We start from the raw sequence: 24,799 nt of genomic DNA, 5'->3' as shown, positions 1-24,799 counted from the left end.
GGGGTTGGGAGGCAGGGTGTGGGGCTAGAGGGTGAGGCGGTAGAGGGTGAGGGGGCGGCCGCTGGAGCCGCTGGTGAGGTTGCCGGTGCGTTCCGCGAGGCCGGCGAGCTCCAGCCGGTGCAGCATGCGGCGCGCCGTACGCTGCTGGACGGCCAGGCGGTCGGCGATCTCGCGGGTCGTCAGGGGCTCGTCGCCGACGGCGGCGCGGGCCTCGAGGAGCTTCTCCAGCGTGGGCACGGAAAGGCCGACCCGGCGGGCCAGGACCGTGAGGTTCTGCGCGGCCGCGGGCGGCGCGGAGACCGACTCCAGGACGATGTCCGTGTCCGCCCGCAGCGACAGCACGGCCGCCACGTCCCCGATGCGCCGCGCCCGCGCCAGCGCCCGGCGGGCCAGGCTCTCCGCCTCGGCGGCGCTGCGCCCGAGCCCGAAGCCCACCCGCACGTGCGGGTTGTGACCCGCCAGCCGTCCCAGCATGGGCAGTCCGGTGAAGCCGCCGGTGGAGTCGTACAGGGGCCCGCGGGTGGTGACGAGCAGGTGGGTGCCGCCGCGGAAGGCCGCGAGGGTGCCGCCGAGCGCGGTGGCCTCGCGCAGCAGCCCCTCCTCGGAGTCCACCTCGATCAGCCCGAGCGCGATCTGCGCGTCCTCCTGCGCCTGCCCCTCGGCCGTCAGCAGCAACTGCCGCAGCGCCACCCGCACCGAGTGCACCGACGGCACCAGCCGCATGACCTGCATCTCGTCGCGCAGCGCCTCGTGCACCGAGCTGAGGCAGGTGATCACCGGATGGGCGGGCCCGCGGCGGTGGAAGGCGACGGCCTTGTCGGAGGTCATCCCGGCCCGGTAGGGCAGCGTGCGCAGGTGGTCGGCGGGCAGCCCCGCCTCGGCGAACGTGGTCCCGACGTCCGCGGCCGACAGCGTGTCGATCGACAGCCGGGTGACGTCGTGTCCGGAGTGCTGCATCCGTACCAGCGCGCTGAGCAGCGTCGCGCCGGAGTAGTCGACGAAGGAGGCCGGCCGGGTCAGCGCCTCGGCGTCGCGTGCCAGCATGTACGGCACGATGCCGGTGAACAGCCAGCCCTCCACGGCCTGCGCGTGCGCCTCGACGATGGCCGGGGCCTGCGACTCGTGGTCGTAGTCGAGCCGCAGCGTGCTCACGCCGGGCTGCTCCTCGCAGGTGGCGGCCACGTCGTCGACCAGATCGTGCGGCCCGACGACCCCGATGACGATACCCACCCAGCCTCCCTAATACGGTCAAGACCGAAAGGTTAACTCGTGATCCCGAAATTCCCAAGCATGGCCGAACCCGACGGCCGAACCCTCGGGGACGAGGAGGTCGCCGCGGCGGAGCGGGTGATCCGTTCCGGCATGCTGAGCTCGGTCTGGGGGACCGAGGCCCGCGCGCTCGAGGGCGAGGTCGCCGCCATGTACGGCGTTCGCCACGCGATCTCCTGCAGCTCCGGCACGGCCGCGCTCCACCTGGCGGTCGTCGCGGCGGCGCCTGACCCGGGGGACGAGATCATCACCACGCCGATCACGGACTTCGGGACCGTGGCCCCCATCTTGGCGCAGAACGCGGTCCCTGTCTTCGCCGACGTCGACCCCGCCGACGGCAATCTCGATCCCGAGGCCGTCGAGAGGCTGATCGGCCCCAGGACGAAAGCGATCACGGCCGTCCACCTCTTCGGCGCCCCCGCGAAGGCCGGCGCGCTGAGAGAACTCGCCGACGAGCACGGCCTGACCCTCGTCGAGGACTGCGCCCAGGCCTGGCTCACCGAGCTGCCGGGCGGCGGCTACGCGGGCACGGCGGGCCACGTCGGCACGCTCAGCCTGCAGCAGTGGAAGCACATCACCTGCGGCGACGGCGGCCTGACCATCACCGACGACGACGCGATGGCCAGGGCCATGCGCCTGTTCGCCGACAAGGGCTGGGACCGCGCCGCGGGCCGCTCGCACGCCGGTCTGGGCCTCAACTACCGCATGACCGAGCTGCAGGCCGCCGTCGCCCGCGCCCAGCTGGCCAAGCTGCCCGGCGTGGTCGCCTCCCGCCGCGGCACCGCCGTACAGCTCGTGGAGGCGCTCAAGGGGCTCGACGGAGTACGGCTGCCGCGGCCCGACGGGCACGCGTGGTGGCTGTTCCCGCTCGTGCTGCCCGGCGGCGGCGCGCCCGGGGTGGCGGCCGAGCTGCGGCAGGCCGGAATCCCCGCGCGGGCCGGTTACCTGAACGAGCCGCTGAACCGCGCGCCGATCTGGGACGGTCCGATATACGGCCGTTCGCGCTACCCGCTGACAGGCCCGATGGCGGCCTGCCCGCAGGCCGAGCGGATGGTGGCGGAAACGCTGCTGGTCATCGACTGGAACGAGCACTACACCGCCGAGCACGTCGAGGCTGTCGTTACGGTCCTGTATCAGGCATTGACCCCTCCTCCATCCGCTCGCTAGGTTTCGGTCTAGACCGGTATTAAACGGAAAGGAAGAGCCGATGAGGAAGATCCTCGCGGCCGCCCTGCTGTTAGCACTGGCAGGTTGCGGATCCAGTGGTTCTGGCGATGCGAGCGGCAAGAAAACCGTGACCATGTGGATGTACCCGGTCATCGACGACCAGGCCAAGAGCAAGGCGTTCTGGACCAAGGTCGAGAAGGACTTCGAGGCCAAGAACCCCACCGTCGACATCAAGATCGACCTGCAGCCCTGGGAGGGCAGGCAGGAGAAGGTCACCACGTCGCTGGCCTCGAAGAAGGGCTTCGACATCGTCCTGCTCGGCCCTGACCAGATCCCGCAGTACGCCAAGCAGGGCTCGCTCGCCCCGGTCGACGACGTGGTGGCGCAGGACAAGGCCGCTTTCCGTCCCGGCGCGCTGACCGCGCTGACGACCGACGGCAAGCTGTACGGCGTGCCGATCTACCAGACGGTCACCGCCCCGATCTTCAACAAGAAGGCCTTCGCCGAGGCCGGCATCACCAAGCTTCCCGAGACCTACGACGAGGTGAAGGCGGACGCGCCGAAGCTGGCCGCCAAGAAGATCGCCATCCTGATGTACCCGGGAGGCCCGGAGACGACGCTGAACCTCAGCTTCTACCCGGTCCTGTGGTCCAACGGCGGCTCGGTCTTCGCCCCCGACGGCAAGAGCGTGGCCTTCAACGGCCCCGAAGGCGTGCAGTCGCTGCAGTACCTGCTCGACCTGAAGGCCGCGGGCGGGCTGCCGGAGAACGCGGCCACGCTGACCAAGACCGAGGGCGGCCCGCTGGAGCAGGGCAAGGCCGGCATCCTGAACGCGGCGGCCAACATCGACGCCGTCAAGCTGGGCGCCGCCATCGGCGCCGAGAACGTGGCCGTGGGCCTGCCGTTCAAGGGCGCCAAGCAGGTGACCTTCGGCATCCCCGGCGGCCTGCTGCTGGCCAAGCACTCCGAGAACGCCGACGCGGCCAAGAAGTTTATCCAGTACGTCGCCTCCGCCCCGGTGGCCACGGACCTGGCCAAGGAGTCCGGCTACTTCCCCGCCCGCACCGACGCTCAGGTGGACGACTCGAGCCCCACGCTCAAGGAGTTCGCCAAGTCGCTGGAGTACGCCTACCCCGGTGACGCCCACCCGGCCGCCCGCCAGGTGATGGCGCTGCTGGTGCCGGAGATCCAGGCCGCGCTGCAGGGCAAGAAGACGGCCAAGCAGGCGCTCGACGACGCGGCCAAGGCCGCCAACGCCGTGGTGGCCGGCGGCGGATGATGCGTCACCGCCTGCGGGACCCGATCACCGGCCTGCTGTTCGTGCTGCCGATGCTGGTCCTGTTCGTGATCTTCAGGTTCGTGCCCGCCCTCGGGGCGGCGGGCATGAGCCTCACGGACTACAAGATCAGCGGCGAGTGGACGTTCACCGGTGTCGGCAACTACGCCAAGCTGCTTGACGACCCGATCTTCCTGAGCAGCCTGCGGGTGACGCTGGTGTACGTGGCGATCTACGTCCCGCTCACCGTGGTGATCGCGTTGGGCACGGCGCTGCTGCTGAACGCGGTGGTGTTCCTGCGCGGGCTGTTCCGGGGCATGCTGTTCCTGCCGTACGTGACCAGCTTCGTGTTCGCCGGGGTGCTCTGGAAGTGGGTCTACGACTTCGACGGGCTGATCAACGGGCTGCTGGCCCATCTCGATCTCGGGCCCGTCGGGTTCCTCGATGACGCCTCGCTGGTGCTGCCGTCGCTGGCGCTGGTGCAGACGTGGAAGGGCTTCGGTTACTCGATGCTGATCCTGCTGGCCGGGCTGAAGTCCATCCCGCCGTCCTACCTGGAGGCGGCCCGGGTGGACGGGGCCAACGCCTGGCAGCGCTTCCGCTCGATCACGCTGCCGCTGCTGCGGCCGGCGCTGTTCTTCGTGCTGGTCATCGAGACGATCGGGGCCTTCCAGACCTTCGACTCGATCTACGTGATGACCGGGGGAGGGCCGTCCAGGGCCAGCTACAACCTCGTGTACGCGCTGTACGACCAGGGTTTCAAGTTCTTCGACCTGGGCTACGCCGCCACGATCGGTATCGTGCTGTTCCTGCTGGTGTTCGTGGTGTCGATGATCCAGCGCCGCTTCCTGGATCGGAGCACGTCATGACGCTCACCGCCACCCGGCCGGTCACGCGGGTGGCGCCAGGGCGGTCGGGGGCCCGCCGTACCGGACGGCGCTGGCCGCTGACCGTGCTGCTCGGGCTGGTGTCGATGCTGACGGTCAGCCCGTTCCTGGTGATGCTGGTGCTGGCGCTGTCGCCGCCGCGCAAGCCGACCGTGCCGCGCCAGTGGCCCGAGCAGCTGACGTTCGACAACTTCGCGCAGACGCTGTCGGCGGCCGGGTTCCTCGGCTGGACGGTGAACTCGCTGATCTACGCCGGGGTCTCGGTGGTGATCATCCTGCTCACCGCGTCGATGGCGGGGTACGCCTTCGCCAAGAAGCGCTTCCCCGGGCGGGACGCGCTCATGTGGGCGTTCCTGGCGACCGTGATGGTGCCCTTCCAGGCCCTGCTCATCCCGATGTTCGTGCTCGTGTCGGACCTGGACGGCGTCGACACGTTCTGGGGGATGATCGTGCCGACGCTGGCCAACTCGCAGGCGGTCTTCCTGATGCGGCAGTTCATCAGGGACCTGCCGGACGAGCTGTTCGAGGCGGCCAAGGTCGACGGCGCCTCCGAATGGCGCATCTACTGGCAGATCGTGATCCCGCTGACCAAGCCGATCCTGGCCACGCTTGGCGTGTTCGTGTTCCTGTGGCACTGGAACGACTTCCTGTGGCCGCTGGTGATCGCGCAGAGCGACGAGCTGCGGACGCTCACGGTGGGGCTGACCACGCTGAAGGGCGACGAGCACCCGCTGTCGCTGGTGATGGCCTCGGCGGCCATCTCGGTCGTGCCGTGCCTGCTGGTGTTCGCGCTGCTGCAGCGCTACCTGGTCAACAGCATCGCGATGACGGGACTGAAATGATCGCCGTGGACCTGTCTCCCGAGCTGCGGGAGATGTTCATGCCGGCGCCGCTCTGGGCGCGGCTGGAGTCCCTCGACGAGGTCGTCTCCGGGCTGCGCGACGCGGAGGTGCTGGTCACCGGGTGGGGCGCGCCCCGGCTCGACGCGGCGCTGCTGGCGGAGCTGCCCCGGCTGCGGCTGGTCGCCCACACCGGGGCCGCCGTCGGCTTCCTGGTCTCCGACGAGCTGTTCGCCAGAGGGATCAAGGTCACCCAGACGGGCGCCGCGATGGCGCCCGCCGTCGCCGAGGCCGCGCTGACGTTCACGCTGTCGCTGCTGCACCAGACGCACCGCTTCTCGTGGGGCCTGCACGGCGGCGGCGACTGGCACGAACTGATCGCGGCCGCCCGGCCGCGCGTCGAGCTGCGCGGCTGCGTCGTCGGCGTGGTCGGCGCCTCCCGCACCGGCCGCGCCTACCTGGAGCTGCTGCGCGCGCTCGGCGCCGTCCCGCTGCTGTCGGACCCGCTCATCTCCCACGGCGAGGCCGAAGCGCTCGGCGCCTCCCTCGTCCCGCTCGACGAGCTGCTGACACGCAGCCAGGTCGTGGCCCTGCACGCGCCCGCGATCCCCGCCACCCGGCACCTGCTCGGCCGCCGGGAGCTGGCGCTCATGGCCGACGGCGCCGCCCTGGTCAACACGGCCCGCTCGTGGCTCGTCGACTCCGCGGCGCTGCTCGACGAGCTCACCTCCGGGCGGCTCGACGCGGCGCTCGACGTCTTCGACGAGGAGCCGCTGCCCCCTGACAGCCCGCTGCGCGGCCTGCCCAACGTGCTGCTCACCCCGCACCAGGCCGCCGGGACCATGCAGGCCCGCCAACGCCAGGGCGAGCTCGTGGTCGAGGAGATCGCCCGCTTCCTGCGGGGCGAACCCCTGCGGCACGAGATCACCAAGGACGCCCTTCGCTGGACCGCGTAGGGTGTTGCCCCATGGACTCGCGCGCTGAACATCTGCGTGACTCGCTGCGCGGCGCCCTGATCGCCGCCGCGGCCACCCCCATGACGGCCTCGGGTGAGGTGTCCATGGACGTGGCCTCCCGCTACTACGCGGGCCTGCTGGCTGACGGCGCCGACGCGCTGGCCGTGCTGGCCCACACGGGCCGCGGGCCGTACCTGGCGCCGGACGTGCGGGCCGGGCTGATCGAGCGCGCGGTGGCACTCGGAGCGCCCGTCCTGGTCGGCGTGGACGGCCCTGGCCAGGCCCGCGTCGCCAAGGACCTCGGCGCACACGGCGTCCTGGTCTTCCCCTTCGGCGACCGCCTGTCCGTGCACGAGGCGATCTGGCGGGGGGCGCGGATGCCCATGATCGCCTTCGACCTCTACACCCGGCCGTGCCCGCCGGACGTGCTCCGCGAGCTGGCGGCGCATCCCGGCGTGGCGGGCGTCAAGGCGGCGCTGCTGTCGGACGCGATGGCCTGCCAGCAGACCATCGCGATCACCCGGGCGGCGGGCCGGCTGGCGATCACCGGCGAGGACCGCATGTTCGCCGCCTCCCTGCTGTGGGGGTGCGAGGCCGCCCTGGTCGGCCTGGCGGCCGCGCACGTCCCCGTCACGGCCGACGTCATGCGCGCCTACGCCGGAGGCGACCTGCGCGCCTTCGAGAAGGCGGCGGCCCGGCTCGACGCCCTGGCCGCCACCACGTTCATCGAACCCATGGAGGGCTACGTCCAGCGGATGCTCACGCTGGCCGCGCAGGAGGGCCGCATCCCGGCGACCCACGCCCACGACCCGCACTGCCCGCCGCTCACCCAGCCGGGTTGATGGCGACGCGGACGAGGTTGCGCGCCTTCACCGCGTACAGCGCCCGGCGCGACGGGTCGAGGGCGAGCTTGGGCTCGCCGCCGAACCACTGCCCCGCCAGGCCCGCGGCGATCGTCTCGGCGGTGAAGGTCTCGAGGTCGAGCCGGTAGATCCTGTCGCCGTCGCCGCAGTACGCCACCCGGCCGACGACGAAGATCTCGCCGCCCTTGGCGCCCACCTTGAGCATCCTGGTCACCTGCCGCCGTACCGGGTCGAACTCGAAGACGTCGCCGGTGCTTGCCATGCCGTACAGGAGGGTGTGGCCGAGGCTGAGCGAGGAGATATGGCGGGCGCCGGGGACGGGCTCGACCTGCCACAGGAGCTTCCGCGCGACCAGGTCGAAGGCCGCCAGGCGGGCGGTCGTGGTGACCGGGGGCAGGCCGAGGCCCTCCTGGATGAGGGTGCCCAGGTAGGCGGTGCCGTGGCGGGTGACGACCGTGTAGACCGTCTGGCGTTCGACGGCCGGGCGGTAGGTGTCGTAGGCGCCGCGGCGCGGCGAGTAGAGCGACAGCGCGCCGTTGATGTGGCCGGGCTCCGGCTGGGTGGGCATCACGATCAGGCCGGTCCTGGCGTCGTAGGCCAGGTCGCGCGGGCGGTCCTGCTCGTTGCCCGTCCGCTTGACGAGCTCGGCGTCGGGGTCGCCCGGCCGGTGGGAGTAGAGGGCGGCCTGGGTGTAGACGCCCAGGTACGTCACGCCCTTTACGGTGATCATGGTCTTGGGCTCGCCGCCGATCGGCAGGCGGGTGACCTTCCCCGTGGCCAGGTCGTGGATGTCGGCGCCGCTCTTGCCGCCCACGTAGACGCGCTCGCCGTCGGAGTGCACCGACATCGGCTCCTCCGGCGTCGCCTTGAAGCCGCGCTGCACCAGGTTGCGGTACTCCAGCGTGCCGTCGTAGACGAACACCCCGTTGTCCTGCAGTCCGTACACCTTCCCGCCGTGCTCGAGCAGCCTGACCGTGGCCGCCTCGGGGAAGGGCACGCCGACCGCCTCGAGCCCGCCGCCATCCAGCCGGCAGCGGTACAGCGTCCCGCTCGGCCGCCCGGCGAAGTACACCCAGTCGCCCGTGATCAGCACAGAGACGATGTACTTCTCGCCCGCCGCGCTCGCCTTGACCACCTTGTACGCCGAGGGGTCCGCCTTGGGGAAGACGATCAGCTCGGCGAGGGAGTTCATGCCGCCCGCCACGTGCGTGTCCGACACCGACATGCTCGACACCCAGTCGCGGGTGGCCAGCTCGGCGGGCAGCAGGTCGCGCTTGTCGCCGGTGGCCCGGTCGATCGCGATCAGGTGCGCGTGCGTGCCGATCCCCGCGTAGACGTACTTCTCGTCGGCCTGTACGGCCCGCACGTACGCCTCGCCGGGCGCGGGCTGCCCCAGGTCACGCGTGGTCCCGGTGGCCGGGTCGTACTCCACCAGCCGCCCCGGCTCCGAGGTGCCCAGGTAGACCTTGCCGTCGGGCGCGGCGGCCATCGACCAGACGAAGTGGTCGGGCAGCGAGGCCAGCCTGGTGACGGTGCCCGCCACGGTGTCGATCCTGTAGAGGTCGGACGGCGCGTGCGTGCCCACGTAGACGTCGGTGCCGTGCTTGCACATCGCCCAGATGCCGATCCCGGTGGGGATGTCGAAGTGCCTGGTGACCCGGTCGGCGGTCAGGTCGTAGGCGCCGACGACGTTCGGTGACAGGCCGCGCGACCCGGCGTAGAGCACGTCGCCGACGAACTCGCCGTTGCCCAGCGGGCTCGCCACGCTGGCGGGCCCCAGGTCGGTGATCGTGCCCTCGGTCTCGGCGTGCGCGGTCTCGGGGAGCACGGCGACGGCGGCGCTGGTAGCGGCGGCTAACTGCAGGAACCGGCGGCGAGGGATCATGCGGGTTCTCCTAACCCAGGGGGATGTCGAACAGCTCGGCGGCGTTGCGCCAGGCGATGAGCTCGGCGGTCTCCCGGTCGAGCCGCGCCGCGGCCACCGCGCCGAAGGCGGAGGCCGGGTCGATCAGCGTGGAATCGGTGCCGAACAGCAGCCGCCGCGGGTCCACCCCGGCCACCACCTCGGCGATCCGCCCGGCGGGCGCGTGCGAGTAGCACGGCTCCAGATACAGCCGGTCGCAGGCGGAGGCCGCCTCGATCGCGTACCTGTGCCCGTCGGCCCCCATGTGCCCGGCGATGACCCGCAGCCCCGGCGTGTCCAGGCACACCTGCGCCAGGTCGAGCACCGACGCGCCCCACGTGTGCACCAGCGCAGGGCACCCCGCCTCGGCCACCAGCGCCAGCGTCTCGCGCAGCCGCGGGATCGGCGACCCCGTGTAGTCAGTGTGGATCTTGACGCCGAGGAAGAGCCCGGTGGGCAGCAGTTCGCGCAGGTCCCGCTCGCCCTCGGCCAGGCGGCGCGGATTGATCGTGACGTATCCGAACAGCCGGGTCGATTCGGTCGTCGCGAGGAAATTGGCCAGCGCCCGGTTCCCGGCCGGGGCGTCGTAGATGACCGCCTCGGTGGCCGACACGATCGCCATGTCGATCCCGTAGCGGTCCATCGCCGCCAGGCTCAGCCCCGCCACGTCCATCGTGAAGAACCACGGCCCCCAGTGGGCGTGCACGTCGATGATCACAGCAGCCTCCGCGCGTTCCCGCCCGCCACCGCGGCGATCTGGGCGGCGTCGAGCCCGCTGGTGGCCAGCCGCAGCAGCGGCACGACGGGCTCGCTGTACGGCGTGCGGGAGCCGTACAGCATCCGATCGGCGCCCAGCGTGGCGGCGACCGTCTCCAGCGCGTCCGGCGAGTTGAGCAGCCGGGTCGAGGTGTGGAAGCCGGGCTCGTCGGCGGCGGCGACCAGGAAGTCGCCCAGGTGGTAGAAGTGCGTGTCGAGGAAGACGACGCGGCCGCCCCACCCGGCGAACGGCTGCCAGAAGCGGCGCACGTCGCCCCCGGTCAGCACGGTCAGCCCCGCCTCGGCCGCCTCGCGCGCCACGTGCCGCACCGACGGGAAGCCCGCCTCCACGCCCTGCTCGTCGGGGAAGAGCCTGATGGCGCGCACCCCCGCCCCGGCCAGCCGTTCCAGCTCCCTGACGGACCCGAGCGGGTCGCGCAGGTCCAGGGCGCCGGCGGGGACGACGTCCGGCTGTGCGTCCGACAGCGCCAGGACCTCGTCGTTGCCTGAGCGCATGTCGAACAGCGCGCCCCGCAGCGAGGCCACCGCGGCCGCGCGGATCCGGTGCTCGGCGAGGATCTTCATGAACGGGCCCGGCGGAGCGTCGCGGTCGGGATAGGCGCCCGCGAGCACGTCGACGTCCAGAGTCACCTCAAGATCGCCGATCAGCGGGTTCGCGTCGAACGTTGACGGGATCACGCTCGAAAGATTACGGTCTGGGCCTAAATTGAGCAAGAGTGGACACCCCCGGAGGTGCGCCCGTGGTGAGACCCAGGCTGACGGCCTTAGCCGCACTGATCATCGTCCTGGCAGGAGCCAGGCCCGCCCATGCCGCAGAACCCCGATCCTGCGACACCCCCGCCGTCCAGAAGTACGGCGAGGCCTCCGTCACCGGGGCGATCGTGGGAGCCACCGTGGAGGCCGGCCACGCCTACGTGGTCACCCGCGGCCTCAAGCCCCCCGTCGTCGCCGACATCGACCTGGCCACCGACAAGGTGGTCAGGAACACCCGCCTGCCCGACGACCCCATCGAGGGCGCATGGGCCACCGCCATGTCAGGTGGCAAGCTCTACATCGGCACCTACCCCTCGCCCGACCTGTACAGCTACGACCCGAAGACCGGCGCGGTCGAGCACCTGCGCTCGCTGGGCAAGTACGGCGGCTTCGTCTGGAGCCTGGCCGCCGCCCCCGACGGCACCCTTTACGCGGGCACGTATCCCGACGGCCGGGTCTGGGAGTACGTCCCCTCCACCGGCGCGGTCAGGAACCTCGGCGTGCTCGCCTCCGGCGAGCGCTACGTCAGGTCCGTGGCCGCCGACGACACCACCGTCTACGCGGGCCTGCTCGACAAGGGCAAGCTCATCGCCATCGACCGCAGGACCGGCGCCAAGCGCGAGCTCGCCCAGGGCCCCACCGGCATCGGCGTCGTCCAGGACTTCGGCGACCGGGTGCTGGCAGGCAGCGGCGACACCCTCATCGACGTGCGCAAGGACGGCACCGACGCCAAGCGCGCCCAGCTCGCGGGCAGCGTCGACATGCTCACCGTCACCCCCGGCGGCGCCGTCTACGCCACCAGCCGCCCCGACGGCGCGGTCTACCGCTACGAGAACGGCACGCTGACCAAGGTCGCCGACCCGCCCTCGCCCGAGGACGAGACCCGCAGGATGGCGCTGATCGACCAGAACACCCTGGCCGGCTTCTCCGGCAGCGGCGGCATGTGGCGCCTGGACCTGGCCACCGGCCGCTCCGTCTTCACCGACCTCATCGAGGCAGGCCTGCAGAGCGGCTCGGAACGGCCGCAGAGCATGCTGCTGGTCAACAACCGCGCCCTGTACGTCGGCGGCCACTTCGCCATGACGGTCCGCGACCTGCGCACCGGCGACAAGCGCCGCTTCCGGGTCCCGGGTGAGCCCAAGGACCTGGTCCGGCACGGCGACAAGATCTACGCCGCCATGTACCCCAGCGGCCAGATCATCTCCATCGACGTCCACACCGACCAGGTGGAGAGCCTCGGCTACCTCGGCCACGGCCAGCAGCGCCCGTGGGACATCGAGTACGACGAGCGCACCGGCAAGCTCGTCGTGGCCAGCGCGCCCCTGGGCGCCAAGCTCGACGGCGCCCTGTCGGTGATCGATCCGCAGTCCCACCAGATCGACGTCTACGAGGGCGTCATCTCCGGCGAGAGCCTGATGAGCCTCAGCGTCGGCGACGGCGGCGTCGTCTACCTGGGCGGCGACGTCCGGGGCGGCGGAGGCACCCCACCGGTCAAGACCTCGGCCACGGTGGCGGCCTTCGACCTGAACACCCGCCAGATGCTCTGGCAGACCGACCCCAAGCCCGGCTACCAGACCTTCCAGGACATCAAGGTGCACGACGGGCTGCTCTACGGCGTCTACAAGCGCAACTCGGGCGCCTGGATCGCCCTCGACCTGGCCACCAGGCAGGTGGTCCACGAGGGCACGCTGTCCGGGTACGGCGAGCTGACCGTCCACCGCGGCCGCGTCTTCGCCCAGACCTTCTTCGGCGGCGGCAACGCCTACGAGCTGGGCACCGAGGCCAAGCTGCTGGCCACCGGCCTGGGCGACGAGTGGTACACCAACCCGCAGCTGCACTTCGAGCCCGGCTCGTGGCGGGCGTGGACGCTGGTCGGCCGCGACCTGGCGCAGGTGCGCCTGGATCCCGGCTGCCCGCCCTTGACCGTCACTCAGGAAGCGGGTTAGGTTTCGGTCTGTGCCGAAATCTCTGGCGGTCATCGACGCCAACCGGTTGACCGGCCCCGTGCCGTTCGACGACCTGCCGGTGGACCCTCGCCCCGAGATGGACCGGCTCGGCATCCAGGCCGCCTGCGTGACCCACACGCTCAGCCTCTACTCCGACCCTCGGGCCGGCAACGAGGCCCTGCGGAAGCTCGACGACCCTCGGCTGATCCCGGTGCCCGTGGTGGTGCCGGGGGAGGTCGAGGAGCCGGGCGCGGGGATGGTCAGGCTCTGTCCCCGCACGCACGGCTTCTCGCTGTCGGGGCCGATCGCCTCGCGATGGCTGGCGGACCAGGAACGCACGGTCGCCGTCGAGCTCGACGAGACCACCCCGGCCGAGTTGCTCGCGCTGGCGCTGGGCTCGCCCCGGCTGCGAATCCTGCTGCTGAACCCCGGCTACCGGCGGCTGCGCGCGGTGGCCGAGCTGATGGCCGAGGCGCCCAACGTGTGGCTGGAGATCGGCACGGTCAACACCCAGCGCGGCGTGGAGTGGCTCGCCTCCCGCTTCGGCGCGCGGCGGCTGGTGTTCGGCACGGGGGCGCCGGTGCTCGACGACTGCGGGCCCCGCTTCCTGCTCGACCACCTCGAACTCGACCGGGACGAGCTCGCGCTCGTCGCCGCGGGGACGCTGAAGGACCTGCTGTGATCCTCGACGCGCACGGCCACCTCGGCACCTGGCCCGACTTCCTCATCCCCGACCCGTCGGCCGAGGGCATGGTCTCGCTGATGGACAGGCTCGAGGTGGACGCGATCGGTATCAGCCACCTGCTGGCCGTCGGTCCCGACGCGGACGCGGGCAACCAGTTGGCTTTCGAGGCGGCCGCCCGGTATCCCGGCCGTTTCGGCGTGTGGGAGGTCTACAACCCCCACCACCGTAATGAGCTGCGGCTGACGGGCTGGGGCGTGAAGCTCCACCCGGACGTGCACCGGTGCCGCCTCGACGACCCGCGCTACGAGCCCGTCTGGGAGCTCGGGCTGCCGGTGTTGGCACACGGGCAGACCGACTCGCCGTGGAGCGACCCGACCCAGTTCGCCGCCGTCGCCGCCCGGCACCCGCACGTGCCGCTGTTGCTGGGGCACAGCGGCCTGTGGCCGTACGGCTTCGCCGCCGCGGCCCGCGCGGTGGCCGGGCACCCGAACGTGTACCTGGAGACCTGCGGCTCGCGCATGACCGGCCGCTGGATCGCCCGCCTGGCCGAACTCGTGGGCGCCGGGCGCATCGTCCACGGCTCGGACGCCTGCTTCCTCGACCTGCGCGTCGGCCTCGGCCGCGCCGTCCTCGCCCCCATGCCCGACGCCGACCGCGCCCTCGTCCTCGGCGGCAACCTGGCCCGTATCCTCGGCGACCGACTCAACGGAGGCCCGCACCCATGACGCTCGCACTGGACGGCGGTGCCCCGGTCCGCGCCAAGCCCTGGCCCTCCTGGCCGCCGCCGCTCGACCCCGCGCAGCGGGCGCTGGTCACCGAGGTGCTGGAGAGCGGCCGCTGGGGCGCCTCCCAGGGCGGCGAGGTGGGCTCCCGGTTCGTGACCGCGCTGGCGGGCATGGCGGGCGTGCCGTACGGCGTGGGCGTGGCCAACGCGACGCTCGGGCTGTTCGCCGCGCTGCGCGGGCTGGGCGTGGGGCCGGGCGACGAGGTGATCGTGCCCGCCTACACGTTCGTGGCCTCGGCCGCCTCGGTGATCCTTGCGGGCGCCACCCCGGTGATCGTGGACGTCGACCCGTCCGACCTGCACCTGGCGGCCGGCGCGGTCGAGGCCGCCGTCACCGGGCGCACCGCCGCGATCATGCCCGTGCACCTGGCGGGCAGCCCCGCCGACCTGGACGCGCTGGCGGCGGTGGCCGTACGGCATGGCCTGCGGATCGTGGAGGACGCGGCGCAGGCGCACGGCGCGACCTACCGCGGGCGGCCGGTGGGCGGGCTCGGGGACGCCGGGGTGTTCAGCTTCCAGTCGAGCAAGGCGATGACCGCGGGGGAGGGCGGCGCCGTCGTCTGCCGCGACGAATCCGCCTACGAGGCGATCTGGTCGGTGTGCAACCTGGGCAGGACCCGGGGCGGCCGCTGGTACGACCACCCTGAGCTGGGGTGGAACCTGCGCATGACCGAGCTCCAGGCCGCGTTGCTGCTGCCGTGGCTGGACCGGCTCGAGGCCGAGATCGAGCGGCGGGAGGCCTTCTGCGCCGCGCTCGACCTGGACGGGCTGCCCGTCAGCGCCGTCCCGCGGCCGCCGGGCACCACCCGCGACTCGCGCCACCTGCTGATGCTCCGCCTCGACCCCGGCGTCGACAAGCAGCGCGTGCTGACCGCCATGGCCGCGGAAGGCGTCCCGCTCAGCGCCGGCTACCCGCCGCTCGGCGCGCTGCCCGCCCTCGCCGAGCAGGGCCTGACGCGGGCGGGGGAGTGTCCCGCCGCCGAGCAGGCCGCGCGGAGCGTCGTGTGGCTCACCCAGCCGATGCTCATGGCCGACCCCGTCGAGGCGGTCGACGTCACCGCGGCCTTCCGCAAGGTGCTCGGCTAGAAATCTACAATGTAAAGGCGCCTGGTTGGTGGCAGGATGTCCGCATGACGGGTCCGGTGAGAATCATGGCGGCACGGCACGGCCAGAGCGAGGCCAACCTCGCCTATCAGCAGGCCGCAGGCGCGCCCCTGGTCTACGAACGCGGCGACCACGAGGTCACGCTGACCGACCTCGGCCGCCGCCAGGCCGCCGCGCTCGGCCGCAGGCTCGCCACGCTGCCCGCGGGGGAGGCGCCCGAGCTCGTGTGGTGCTCGCCGTACCTGCGGGCCCACGACACCTGGGCCGTCGCGCAGCGTTCCTGGGGCGGGCCCGAGCTGGCCGTCACGGTCGACGAACGGCTCAGGGACCGGGAGTGGGGCTCGCTCGGGCCCTACAACCACGCCGCGATCGAACTGCACTTTCCCGAGGAGTCGGCCCGGCACCGCGCGGAGGGGGAGTACGGCTACCGGCCGCCGGGCGGCGAGTCGTTCGGGGACGTGGCCGAGCGGCTGCGCCACTTCACGGCCGACCTGCACGAGGCGGCGGCCGGGCGGCGCGTCCTGATCGTCGCCCACGACGCGGTCGTCCTCGTGCTGCGCCACGTGCTGGCGCGCACGCCCGACGCGGACCTGCCCGCCCTGGCCGCCCACACGCCGATCCGCAACGCCTCCCTGTCCACCTGGCACGCCCGCGACGGCCACCTCCACCTGACCACCTTCAACGACACCTCCCACCTGAGTGGGCTCTCTTCTTAGTCTTCTTCTTGGTTTCAGGGCACTTCTTCCTGCTTCGTTACGGCCAGCCCGGGTAACGCCGCCGTCCGCACCGGGTGCTTGCCCGTGCCCGGCGGCACGCAAGGGTGGACTCCCGCGGCGCCGTTACAACGCCCGACCCGCAGGCACGGTCGCGCCGCCCGTTCGCCGCGCGCAGCAGGCAGTGCGGGCACGGTCGCGCTGGCCGTTCACGGGGCCGTGGTGCCCGCCTGTCGAGGCGCCGTTGCGGTGGGTAAGTGTCGCCGACTCGCCGGAAGCGCCGGTTGCGGGCCCTCAGCCGGAGTGCGGGCGGCGGTCGGTGGCGGTGGCTCGCCGTACAGGATGCTCGTGAAGCAGGCCAGCCAATGAAGGGGAGTGGCGGAGCTGAGAGAATGGTCGTTCGCCCGGAACTCAAGCAGGGGGTCGATCTTGCTCGGACCGCTTGACGACATCGTCGTGCTCGATCTGTCCAGGGCCCTGGCAGGCCCGCACGCCGCGCAGCTGCTCGGCGACCTTGGCGCCAAGGTGATCAAGGTGGAACACCCGGACGGAGGTGACGAGTCGCGGGGCTGGGGGCCGCCCTTCGTCGGGCCGGATCACGATATTTCGACGTACTTCTTGGCGGCGAACCGCAACAAGGAGTCCATCGCCGTCGACCTGAAGTCCGAGGACGGCAAGCGGCTCATCGAGCGCCTGGTCAGGCAGTGCGACGTGCTGATCGAGAACTTCCGTACGGGCGTGCTCGACCGGCTCGGCTTCCCCGTCGAGCGCCTGCACGAGCTCAACCCCGGCCTGGTGGTGCTGTCGATCACCGGGTTCGGCCACGACGGGCCCGAGGGCGGGCGTCCGGGCTACGACCAGATCGCGCAGGGCGAGGCGGGCCTGATGTCGCTGACGGGTCCGGGACCTGACGAGCCGTACCGGGTGGGGGCGTCGATCGCGGACCTGCTCGCCGGCATTCACGGGGCCTACGGCGTGGCCGCGGCGCTCTACGAGCGGCAGCGGACCGGCAGGGGCCGCGTGGTGCGCACGTCGCTGCTGGCGGCGATCACCGGCGTGCACTCCTACCACGGCACTGCCTGGACGGTCGGCGGCCAGGTGCCCAGGGCGAACGGCAACCACCACGCCTCGATCGCCCCCTACGGCGCCTTCCACGCCGCCGACGGGATGCTGCAGATCGCGGTGGCCAACGACGCGCAGTGGAAGAAGGTCGCCGCTCTACTGGACATTGATCCCAACATGGCGAAATATGCGACGAATAGGGAAAGATTCGCGCATCGGGATGAGCTGATCGCCGACATGGAGAAGGCCCTGGCCGCCCACGACCGGGCGTACTGGCTGGCCAGGCTGAACGAGGCGGGCGTGCCCGCCGGGGCCATCCGCTCGATCGACGAGGTTTACGCCTGGGAGCAGACGCTCTCCCAGGGGCTGCTGGTCGAGGTGGACCATCCCGTGCTCGGCAGGATCCGGCTGCCGGGACCGGTGCTGCGCTTCGACGGGCTCGGCCCGGTGGAGCACGTCGCGCCGCCCTCGCTCGGCCAGGACGGCGACGCGGTGCTCGCCTGGCTCGAAGAGCGCGAGCGATGATCGGGATTTCGCGGCACCGGTTCGGCTCGGCGTGCGTCAACATTGCATCACCGGATGACAGGCGCAGCGAACCTGCCATGGCCGAACACGGCCCGGTGGGGGAGCGACCGATGAGCAGGGAGACATAGTGAGCCGTCCGGACGCGCGCACGCTGATCGAAACGGTCCTGGACAAGGGATCGTGGAAATCGTGGGACGCGCCGCCCGCCGACCCGGCGGGACCGGGCACCTCCTATGCCGACGAGCTGGTCGCCGCGCGCGCCAAGTCGGGCTACGACGAGTCCGTGATCACCGGCGAGGGTTCGCTGGGCGGGCGCCGGGTGGCGGTGGTGGTCTCGGAGTTCACGTTCATGGCGGGGTCGATCGGGGTGGCGGCGGCCGAGCGGATCACGGCCGCCGTCGAGCGGGCCACCAGGGAACGGCTTCCGCTGTTCGCGGCCCCGGCCTCCGGCGGGACGCGGATGCAGGAGGGCGCGCTGGCCTTCGTCCAGATGGTCAAGGTCACGGCGGCGGTCCAGGCGCATCGGGCGGCGGGCCTGCCGTACGTGGTCTATCTGCGGCATCCGACGACGGGCGGGGTGTTCGCGTCGTGGGGGTCGCTGGGGCACGTGACGGCGGCGGAGCCGGGGGCGTTGATCGGGTTCCTGGGGCCGCGGGTGTTCGAGTCGCTGCACGGCTATCCGTTCCCCGAGGGCGTGCAGGTGGCGGAGAATCTCTACCGGCACGGGCTGGTGGACGCGGTCGTGTCCGCCGACGACGCGCGCGCGGTGGCGATCCGGGCGCTGAGCGTGCTCTGCGCCGAGAAATCCGGGCTCTCGCGGGGCGTCCCGCCCGAGGAGGACCTGCGCCCGGTCGAGGCGTGGGAGGCGATCACCCGCTCCCGCCGCGACGACCGGCCCGGCGTGCGGACGCTGCTGAAGTTCGCCGCCTCCGACGTGACGCCGCTCAACGGCAGCGGCGAGGGCGAGAACGAGCCGGGACTGCTCCTCGCCCTGGCCCGCTTCGGTACGGCTCCCGCCGTCGTGCTCGGCCAGGACCGCCGCAGGCAGCGGGCCAACTCCCCCCTCGGCCCCGCCGGGCTGCGCGTGGCGCGCCGCGGCATGCGCCTGGCCGCGGAGCTCGGCCTGCCCCTGGTCACGGTCGTCGACACGGCGGGTGCCGCCCTGTCCAAGGCCGCGGAGGAGGGCGGCCTGGCCGCCGAGATCGCCCGCTGCATGGCCGACCTCGTCGCGCTCGACGCCCCCACGGTCTGCCTGCTGCTCGGCGAGGGCGCCGGGGGTGCCGCCCTGGCCTTCCTCCCTGCCGACCGCGTCCTGTGCGCCCAGCACGCCTGGCTCTCGCCCCTCCCGCCGGAGGGCGCCTCGGCCATCCTCTACCGCTCGGTCGACTTCGCCCCCGAGATCGCCCAGGTCCAGGGCGTCCGCGCCACGGACCTCCGGCGCGACGGCATCGTCGACCGCGTCATCCCCGAACTCCCGGACGCGGCCTACGAGCCGGAGGCCTTCTGCGCCCGGGTGGGCCAAGCCCTCGAACACGAACTGATCGGCCTCCTGGCCGAGCCCCCCTCAACCCGCGCCACCACCCGCCAATCCCGCTACCGCACCCTGGGCACCTGACAGGTCTGATTGCTCCTGGGATCGAATCGTCGGTCACGAGCCGGGGTCGGCGAGGAGGGGACGGCCGTCGTCCGGCGCCTTGGACGGCGGGGCAGCGGGACCGTGGGGACCGTGGTGCCTGCCTGCCGAAGCGCCGTGACGGCGGGCGACCATCCCCGACTCGCCGGAAGCGCCGGGCGCGGGCCCTCAGCCGGAGTACGGCGGGCGGCCGGTGGCGGCGGCCCGCCGTACAAAAGAGGAGCACTACGCGGACAGATGCTTCAGCCTGGTGACGGCCTCGTCGATCACCTCGTCCTTCTTGCAGAAGGCGAAGCGGACGAAGTGGGCGCCCCGGTCGGGGTGGTCGTAGAAGACCTGGGTGGGGATGGCGACGACGCCGGCGAGCGACGGCAGGCGGCGGGTGAGTTCGAGGCCGTCGGTGAAGCCGAGCGGGCGGATGTCGGTCTGCACGAAGTAGGTGCCCGAGGGCTTGAGGACGTCGAAGCCCGCCGCCGACAGGCCTTCCATGAGGCGGTCGCGCTTGTCCTGCAGGCCGGCGCGCAGGGCCGACACCCAGTCCAGCTCGTGCCGCAACCCGTAGGCGACCGCGAGCTGCCAGGGCGCGCCGGCGGTGAAGGTGAGGAACTGCTTGACCGTCGCCACGGCCCTGACCAGCGGCCGGGGCGCGCAGACCCAGCCGGTCTTCCAGCCGGTGACCGAGAACGTCTTGCCCGCCGAGGAGATCATCACGGTGCGTTCGCGCATGCCGGGGAAGGTGGCCAGCGGGACGTGCTCGACGCCGTCGTAGGCCAGGTGCTCGTAGACCTCGTCGGTGATGGCCGTCAGCCCGTGCTCCTGGCACAGATCGGCGATGACCTGGAGCTCGGCGCGGGTGAACACGGTGCCCGTCGGGTTGTGCGGCGAGTTGACCAGGATGGCCCGCGTCCTGGGCGTGACGGCGGCGCGCAGCTCGTCCGGGTCGAAGGTGAAGCGCCCCTCCACCGGCCGCAGCGTCACCGCCACCAGGCGGGCCTGCGCCAGCGCGATGGAGGCGGCGTAGGAGTCGTAGTACGGCTCGAACGCGATGACCTCGTCGCCCGCCTCGCACAGCGCCAGCACGGAAGCGGCGATGGCCTCGGTGGCCCCCACCGTGACCAGCACCTCGCCGTCTGGGTCGTAGTCCAAGCCGTAGTGGGCGGAACGGTGCTCCGAGACCGCGTGCCGCAGTTCCGGCACGCCGGGCCCCGGCGGATACTGGTTGGCGCCCGATCGGATCGCCTCCACCGCGCAGTCGAGCATCGCCGCGGGCCCGTCGGTGTCCGGGAACCCCTGGCCGAGATTGATGGATCCGGTCTGGACGGCCAGCGCGCTCATCTCTTGGAAGATCGTCGTGCCGAACGCGCGCATCCTGGAAACAAGAGGCTCAGTCACGGCCCCAGACTATTAGTCTCGACCTGTGATCATCAGGCTCCTGTTAGCCCTCGCCCTGACCGTCCCGGCCGTCCCCGCCGAGACGGAGGCGCGCTCCTGCCCCGTGGCCGTCCCGGCGAACACGACGTGCGGGTTCCTGGTCGTGCCCGAGCGCAGGGACGCGCCTGGTAGGACCACGAAGGTCGGCTACGCGGTGCACCGCTCGACCGCCAAGGACAGGAAGCCCGATCCCGTCGTCTACATGAGCGGCGGCCCCGCCTCGGCCTCGATCCAGCTGACCACGTTCATGAGCCAGATGTTCCCCGACCGCGACGTGGTGACGATCGAGCAGCGCGGCTCGAAGTACTCCGACCCGGTGCTGTCCTGCCCCGAGACGGCCGAGGCCATGCTGCGCGGCACGGACGTGGGCGCGGCGGCCGCCACGTGCCGCGAGCGGCTGGCCCGGCAGGGCGTGGACCTGCGCGGCTACAACACCAAGGAGATCGCGGCCGACGTGGTGGCGCTGCGCCAGGCGCTCGGCTACCCGCAGTGGAACCTGTTCGGCGTCAGCTACTCCACCCGGGTGATGCTGGACGTGGCCGCCGCCGACCCCAAGGGCGTGCGGTCGGTCGTGCTCGACTCGTTCCTGCCGGAGCGCGTGAACTGGTACGACGATGCCGAGGGGAACTTCCGCGACGTCCTGACCAGGCTCGGGGTCAGGGACCGCTTCGACGCGGTGGTGGCCAGGCTCAACGCCCACCCCGCGCAGGTGCCGACCGTCGACCCGCTCGTGGACAAGCCTTACACGGCCAGGATGACCGGCGACATGGTGGCCACGATCCTGTCGGAGGGCATGCACGACAGCGACATGAGCGCGGTCGCGCCCGCGCTGATCGACGCGCTCGCCGACGGGCACGACGAGCTGCTGCGCCCGCTGGCCGACGCGGTGGGGCAGAGCCTGGTATCGCACGAGTTCGGGCTGTATCACGCGGTCCAGTGTCAGGACGAGGTGCCGTTCAACAGCGTCACCGCCAGGTCGCGGCTGTTCACGGTCAACGGCGACAGGGCGGTGTGCGCGGCCTGGAAGCTGCCCAGGTCGGCGCCCGTCAACGCGACGACCACGGCGCCTGTCCTGGTGGTGGGTGGCCAGGATGATCCCACAACCCCGGCGAGGACGGCCAAGCCCGCCACCGAGGCACTGCCCAACGGCCGCTTCATCGAGTTCGCGAACACCAGCCACGCGGTCTTCCTGGTCAACCAGTGCGCCAGGCGACGGATCGCCCTGTTCGTGGACAGCCCGGACATCGCCGAGGGCGCGAAAGGCGTGTGCGATCCGGCGACCTCGGCCGCGTTCCCGCGAGTGACGTCCGCCGACGTGCACGCCAGCGGCGCGCCGTACCAGATCTCGCTGATGCCGTGGCTGGGTGCGCCGTTCGCGCTGTTCGCGCTGGTGTCGCTGTTCCAGCTGGTGGTCGGCGGGCTCAGGGGCCGCGCGCTGACCGCTTTCTCCGGCCTGGCGGGCGTCGCCTTCACCGGCCTGGTCGCGCAGAGCGTCTACTCGATGATCAGCGAGAACCAGACCGCCCTGGCCGTCGGCCTGCCCGCCGCGGTCACGTACTACGGCTACCTGGCCGCCGCCTCCGCCGTGCTGGCGGCGGTCGCGCTGCTGCGTGAGAGACGCTGGCCCCAGATCACGGCCGTCGTGGTCGCGGCAGGATTCCTGGTGTGGTGGTACGCCTGGGCGATGTGAGGCGCATCGGCGAGCTCGACGCGCTCCGCGGGGTCGCGGTGTGCGGGATCATGCTGGTCAACACCTGGCAGCACGCGCCGCACACGCCGCGCACCGGCGTCGACTGGACCGTCGACACGCTGTTACAGAGCCGCTTCTACCCGATCTTCTCGCTGCTGTTCGGCATCGGCTTCGTGCTGTTCCAGGACAGGGCCGGCCGCTGGGTGCTGCTGCGGCGGCTGCTTTGGCTGCTGTGCTTCGGGCTGGTCCAGCACACCTTCTACGAGGGCGAGGTGCTCAGCGACTACGCCCTGTACGGCGCGGCCGTGCTGCTGCCCGCCTCCTTCCTCGAAGGCGGGATCCCCGTGCTGCTCCTGGGCGTGGCCGCGCTGGCCTGGTCGGTGCTCGAGGGAGGCGGCGCGCTGGAGATCCCCGGCCTGTTCCTCATCGGGATGGCGCTGATGCGGCTGCGGCCGCCGCGGTGGCTGCTCACGCCCGTGTCGGTGGTGGCGGCCGCCGCCTCGGCGATGCTGACGGTGTTCTGGCTCGTCAGCCGCGACTGGGCCTACTACAGCACCGCCGCCCTGGCCGGGGCCGCCGCCTACGCCGGCCTGTTCGTGGTGCTCGTCGGCAGGTCCGCGCCGCTGGAGGCGCTGGGCAGGATGGCGCTCACCAACTACGTCACCGGCACCCTGGTGATCTTCCTCACCGGGCCTTGGGAGCGCCAGGACTCGACGCGCCTGACCGTGGTGGGGATCGCGCTGGTCACCGTACTGGCCCAGCTCGCCGCCAGCCGGTGGTGGCTCGGCAGGTTCAGGTACGGCCCACTCGAGTGGGTTTGGCGGTGCCTGACCTGGTTTCGATGGGTGCCGAATCGGTTAAGGTCTGGCCGTGACGACAATCGCCCTCTGCCAGATCCCGGTGTCCCCTGACCCGGCCGCCAACCTCAAGCGGGTGCGCGAGGCGCTGGCCAGGGCCGAAGGGGCCGACCTGGCCATCTTCCCCGAAGCCACCCTCACCCGGTACGGCAGGCACATGCTCGACGTGGCCGAGCCGCTCGACGGGCCGTTCGTCACCGGCGTGGCCGAGGCCGCCCGCGCGCACGGGCTGGCCGTGATCGCCGGCGTGTTCGAGCCCGGCGAGGGCGGGCGCGTGCACAACACGGCGGTCGCGCTGGACGCGGACGGCGAGGTGCGGGCCGCCTACCGGAAGATCCACCTGTTCGACGCGTTCAACTCCAAGGAGTCCGAGCTGGTCGTACCCGGCAGCGAACCCGCCGTGGTGGAGCTGGCCGGGCTCAGGATCGGGCTGATCACCTGCTACGACGTGCGCTTCCCCGAACTGGCCAGGGAACTGGTCGACCGGGGCGCCGAGCTGTTCGCGGTGATCGCCAACTGGGGTTCAGGGCCGCTGAAGGAGGACCACTGGGTGACCCTGGTCAGGGCCCGCGCGCTGGAGAACACCATGTGGACGGCCGCCGTCGGCCAGGCGCCCAACCCGGCCGAGTCCAAGGACGGTTTCGGTGTCGGCCGCAGCATGCTGGTCGACCCGCTCGGCGTGGTCCGCGCCGACCTCGGCACCCCGCCGGGCGTCCAGCTCGTCGAAGTCGATCAGGAGACCGTGGCGGCGGCCAGGAAGACCCTGCCCTGCCTTGAACATCGAGTACTCGGGGTCAAGCGACCGTAAAGTGGAACAGTGAGCGGAACGCAGATGCAGAAGGTGGTACCGCCGCGTCTGCTCGTGCCCTATCTGTCGGGCAAGCGCACGGTCATCTCCGGCTACGTCTACCGCGTGCAGGACTGCGCGCGGCTGACCACACCCCGGCAGCTCTTCCACGCCCTCGACCTGTCCTTCGACGGGTCCGAGCTGACCGCCGGCGTGCCGGAGCTGTACCTCATGCGGTGGTACGCGCGCGACGTCGACAGCTACGCCGTGCCGTACGGGCCGCACATGGGCGGCGACTGGAGCGACGCGCCGCCGTTCGCCGGCAACGGGTTCACCACCTCGCGCGAGCACGTGGTGCCGCAGTTCCACACCACGCCGATGCCGATCCCCGCCGGGGCGACGATCGTGCACCTGCGCGGCGAGCAGGAGCGGGCCTTCGCCGAGTACGACGGGCTGACCTGGCGGCCCGCCGCATGAGTGAAGAGATCACCCCGGTCGCTTCGGGGTTCGTCGCCCGGTTCGGTGAGCTGACGCTGCCGGCCGCGCTCGGCCCGGAGAACGACCAGGTCGTGCTGTTCAGCGAGGAGGAGCTGGACGGCTTCGAGGCGGTCTCCGGCTACTGGCGGCGCACCGTGCGCCGCGCGCAACTGGAGTGGCTGGTGCTGATCCGCACCGTGGCGGCCTTCGGCGGCGAGCCGTGCATCGTCCTCGACGAGGACGAGGACGGCCTGCACATCGCCTACACCGGCCACAGCGGCATGAAGGCGGAGGCGCTCGGCTACTGGATGGTCGACCACGGCGCCTACGAGGTCGTCGTGCCGCGCGAGGAGGTCTTCTCCATCCGCGTCGAACGAATTCCCGTCCCGTAGTCAACCGACGCCGTCTCCGCGTG

Annotated in this window: 23 protein-coding genes; 18 read left to right on the top strand and 5 right to left on the bottom strand. The window is 71.9% G+C overall.

Annotation, left to right across the window (positions count from 1 at the left end; translation table 11 throughout):
- Nucleotides 1-24: 24 nt before the first annotated feature.
- Nucleotides 25-1,230: a hypothetical protein gene (locus KIK09_RS16450; protein WP_308164133.1), complete on the bottom strand. Its 1,206-nt coding sequence runs from the start codon at nucleotides 1,228-1,230 to the stop codon at nucleotides 25-27.
- A gap of 60 nt (nucleotides 1,231-1,290) precedes the next feature.
- Here KIK09_RS16450 and KIK09_RS16445 point away from each other — a divergent pair, with 60 nt between their 5' ends.
- From KIK09_RS16445 to KIK09_RS16420, 6 genes are read left to right on the top strand one after another with little or no spacing between them, the layout of a single operon-like run.
- Nucleotides 1,291-2,436 (top strand): DegT/DnrJ/EryC1/StrS family aminotransferase, encoded by a 1,146-nt coding sequence (locus KIK09_RS16445; RefSeq protein ID WP_250573208.1) that lies wholly within the window; start codon nucleotides 1,291-1,293, stop codon nucleotides 2,434-2,436.
- A 40-nt stretch (nucleotides 2,437-2,476) separates the two neighbouring features.
- A complete protein-coding gene (locus KIK09_RS16440) occupies nucleotides 2,477-3,715 on the top strand; it encodes an extracellular solute-binding protein (protein WP_214320077.1) in 1,239 nt (412 codons plus the stop codon).
- Nucleotides 3,712-4,581, top strand: a complete 870-nt coding sequence (locus KIK09_RS16435; RefSeq protein WP_250573207.1) for a carbohydrate ABC transporter permease — start codon at nucleotides 3,712-3,714, stop codon at nucleotides 4,579-4,581. The genes KIK09_RS16440 and KIK09_RS16435 overlap by 4 nt, the downstream gene beginning before the upstream one ends.
- On the top strand, nucleotides 4,578-5,441 hold the full coding sequence (locus KIK09_RS16430) for a carbohydrate ABC transporter permease (RefSeq protein ID WP_214320076.1): 864 nt from the start codon (nucleotides 4,578-4,580) through the stop codon (nucleotides 5,439-5,441). Before KIK09_RS16435 ends, KIK09_RS16430 begins: the two co-directional genes overlap by 4 nt.
- Nucleotides 5,438-6,394 (top strand): hydroxyacid dehydrogenase, encoded by a 957-nt coding sequence (locus KIK09_RS16425; RefSeq protein WP_214320075.1) that lies wholly within the window; start codon nucleotides 5,438-5,440, stop codon nucleotides 6,392-6,394. The genes KIK09_RS16430 and KIK09_RS16425 overlap by 4 nt, the downstream gene beginning before the upstream one ends.
- An 11-nt stretch (nucleotides 6,395-6,405) precedes the next feature.
- Nucleotides 6,406-7,236: a dihydrodipicolinate synthase family protein gene (locus KIK09_RS16420; protein ID WP_214320074.1), complete on the top strand. Its 831-nt coding sequence runs from the start codon at nucleotides 6,406-6,408 to the stop codon at nucleotides 7,234-7,236.
- On the opposite strand, the gene KIK09_RS16415 is transcribed toward KIK09_RS16420, so the two are convergent.
- The 3 genes from KIK09_RS16415 to KIK09_RS16405 are packed head-to-tail and all read right to left on the bottom strand — an operon-like array spanning nucleotide 7,220 to nucleotide 10,615.
- Nucleotides 7,220-9,142 (bottom strand): PQQ-binding-like beta-propeller repeat protein, encoded by a 1,923-nt coding sequence (locus KIK09_RS16415; RefSeq protein ID WP_214320073.1) that lies wholly within the window; start codon nucleotides 9,140-9,142, stop codon nucleotides 7,220-7,222. The genes KIK09_RS16420 and KIK09_RS16415 overlap by 17 nt on opposite strands.
- Nucleotides 9,143-9,152: 10 nt before the next feature.
- On the bottom strand, nucleotides 9,153-9,878 hold the full coding sequence (locus tag KIK09_RS16410) for an amidohydrolase family protein (RefSeq protein WP_214320072.1): 726 nt from the start codon (nucleotides 9,876-9,878) through the stop codon (nucleotides 9,153-9,155).
- Nucleotides 9,875-10,615, bottom strand: a complete 741-nt coding sequence (locus tag KIK09_RS16405) for an amidohydrolase family protein (protein WP_214320071.1) — start codon at nucleotides 10,613-10,615, stop codon at nucleotides 9,875-9,877. The genes KIK09_RS16410 and KIK09_RS16405 overlap by 4 nt, the downstream gene beginning before the upstream one ends.
- Before the next feature lie 62 nt (nucleotides 10,616-10,677).
- Between KIK09_RS16405 and KIK09_RS16400 the strand changes: the two genes are divergently transcribed.
- The 7 genes from KIK09_RS16400 to KIK09_RS16370 all read left to right on the top strand — a co-directional run bounded on the left by KIK09_RS16400 (nucleotide 10,678) and on the right by KIK09_RS16370 (nucleotide 19,124).
- A complete protein-coding gene (locus KIK09_RS16400; RefSeq protein WP_308164132.1) occupies nucleotides 10,678-12,636 on the top strand; it encodes an outer membrane protein assembly factor BamB family protein in 1,959 nt (652 codons plus the stop codon).
- Between the two features lie 10 nt (nucleotides 12,637-12,646).
- Nucleotides 12,647-13,318, top strand: coding sequence for an amidohydrolase family protein (locus tag KIK09_RS57730; RefSeq protein ID WP_214320070.1), 672 nt, complete (start codon nucleotides 12,647-12,649; stop codon nucleotides 13,316-13,318).
- Entirely contained in the window at nucleotides 13,315-14,046 is a 732-nt protein-coding gene (locus KIK09_RS16390) for an amidohydrolase family protein (protein WP_214320069.1), read from the top strand. The genes KIK09_RS57730 and KIK09_RS16390 overlap by 4 nt, the downstream gene beginning before the upstream one ends.
- Nucleotides 14,043-15,191: a DegT/DnrJ/EryC1/StrS family aminotransferase gene (locus KIK09_RS16385; protein WP_214320068.1), complete on the top strand. Its 1,149-nt coding sequence runs from the start codon at nucleotides 14,043-14,045 to the stop codon at nucleotides 15,189-15,191. The genes KIK09_RS16390 and KIK09_RS16385 overlap by 4 nt, the downstream gene beginning before the upstream one ends.
- Nucleotides 15,192-15,235: 44 nt before the next feature.
- Nucleotides 15,236-15,925, top strand: coding sequence for a histidine phosphatase family protein (locus KIK09_RS16380; RefSeq protein WP_214320067.1), 690 nt, complete (start codon nucleotides 15,236-15,238; stop codon nucleotides 15,923-15,925).
- A gap of 426 nt (nucleotides 15,926-16,351) precedes the next feature.
- Nucleotides 16,352-17,509, top strand: coding sequence for a CaiB/BaiF CoA transferase family protein (locus KIK09_RS16375; RefSeq protein WP_214320066.1), 1,158 nt, complete (start codon nucleotides 16,352-16,354; stop codon nucleotides 17,507-17,509).
- A gap of 124 nt (nucleotides 17,510-17,633) precedes the next feature.
- A complete protein-coding gene (locus KIK09_RS16370; RefSeq protein ID WP_214320700.1) occupies nucleotides 17,634-19,124 on the top strand; it encodes a carboxyl transferase domain-containing protein in 1,491 nt (496 codons plus the stop codon).
- Nucleotides 19,125-19,367: 243 nt separating this feature from the next.
- Here KIK09_RS16370 and KIK09_RS16365 read toward each other — a convergent pair whose 3' ends face one another.
- A complete protein-coding gene (locus KIK09_RS16365; RefSeq protein WP_214320065.1) occupies nucleotides 19,368-20,534 on the bottom strand; it encodes a pyridoxal phosphate-dependent aminotransferase in 1,167 nt (388 codons plus the stop codon).
- Between the two features lie 25 nt (nucleotides 20,535-20,559).
- Between KIK09_RS16365 and KIK09_RS16360 the strand changes: the two genes are divergently transcribed.
- The 5 genes from KIK09_RS16360 to KIK09_RS16340 are packed head-to-tail and all read left to right on the top strand — an operon-like array spanning nucleotide 20,560 to nucleotide 24,776.
- Nucleotides 20,560-22,263 (top strand): alpha/beta hydrolase, encoded by a 1,704-nt coding sequence (locus KIK09_RS16360; RefSeq protein WP_214320064.1) that lies wholly within the window; start codon nucleotides 20,560-20,562, stop codon nucleotides 22,261-22,263.
- Nucleotides 22,239-23,174: a DUF418 domain-containing protein gene (locus KIK09_RS60025; protein ID WP_214320063.1), complete on the top strand. Its 936-nt coding sequence runs from the start codon at nucleotides 22,239-22,241 to the stop codon at nucleotides 23,172-23,174. The genes KIK09_RS16360 and KIK09_RS60025 overlap by 25 nt, the downstream gene beginning before the upstream one ends.
- On the top strand, nucleotides 23,134-23,928 hold the full coding sequence (locus KIK09_RS16350; RefSeq protein WP_214320062.1) for a carbon-nitrogen hydrolase family protein: 795 nt from the start codon (nucleotides 23,134-23,136) through the stop codon (nucleotides 23,926-23,928). The genes KIK09_RS60025 and KIK09_RS16350 overlap by 41 nt, the downstream gene beginning before the upstream one ends.
- A gap of 9 nt (nucleotides 23,929-23,937) precedes the next feature.
- Entirely contained in the window at nucleotides 23,938-24,384 is a 447-nt protein-coding gene (locus tag KIK09_RS16345; protein ID WP_308164130.1) for a hypothetical protein, read from the top strand.
- The gene (locus KIK09_RS16340; RefSeq protein ID WP_214320061.1) at nucleotides 24,381-24,776 is read left to right on the top strand and encodes a UCP033725 family protein; all 396 of its coding nucleotides are present in this window, start codon (nucleotides 24,381-24,383) and stop codon (nucleotides 24,774-24,776) included. The genes KIK09_RS16345 and KIK09_RS16340 overlap by 4 nt, the downstream gene beginning before the upstream one ends.
- The last annotated feature ends 23 nt before the right edge of the window (nucleotides 24,777-24,799 follow it).

The sequence above is a fragment of the Nonomuraea sediminis genome, assembly GCF_018531495.1.
Taxonomy (GTDB): Bacteria; Actinomycetota; Actinomycetes; order Streptosporangiales; family Streptosporangiaceae; genus Nonomuraea; species Nonomuraea sediminis.
Note: the sequence above shows the minus strand (reverse complement) of the source record. Positions and strands in the feature narration are given on the sequence as shown.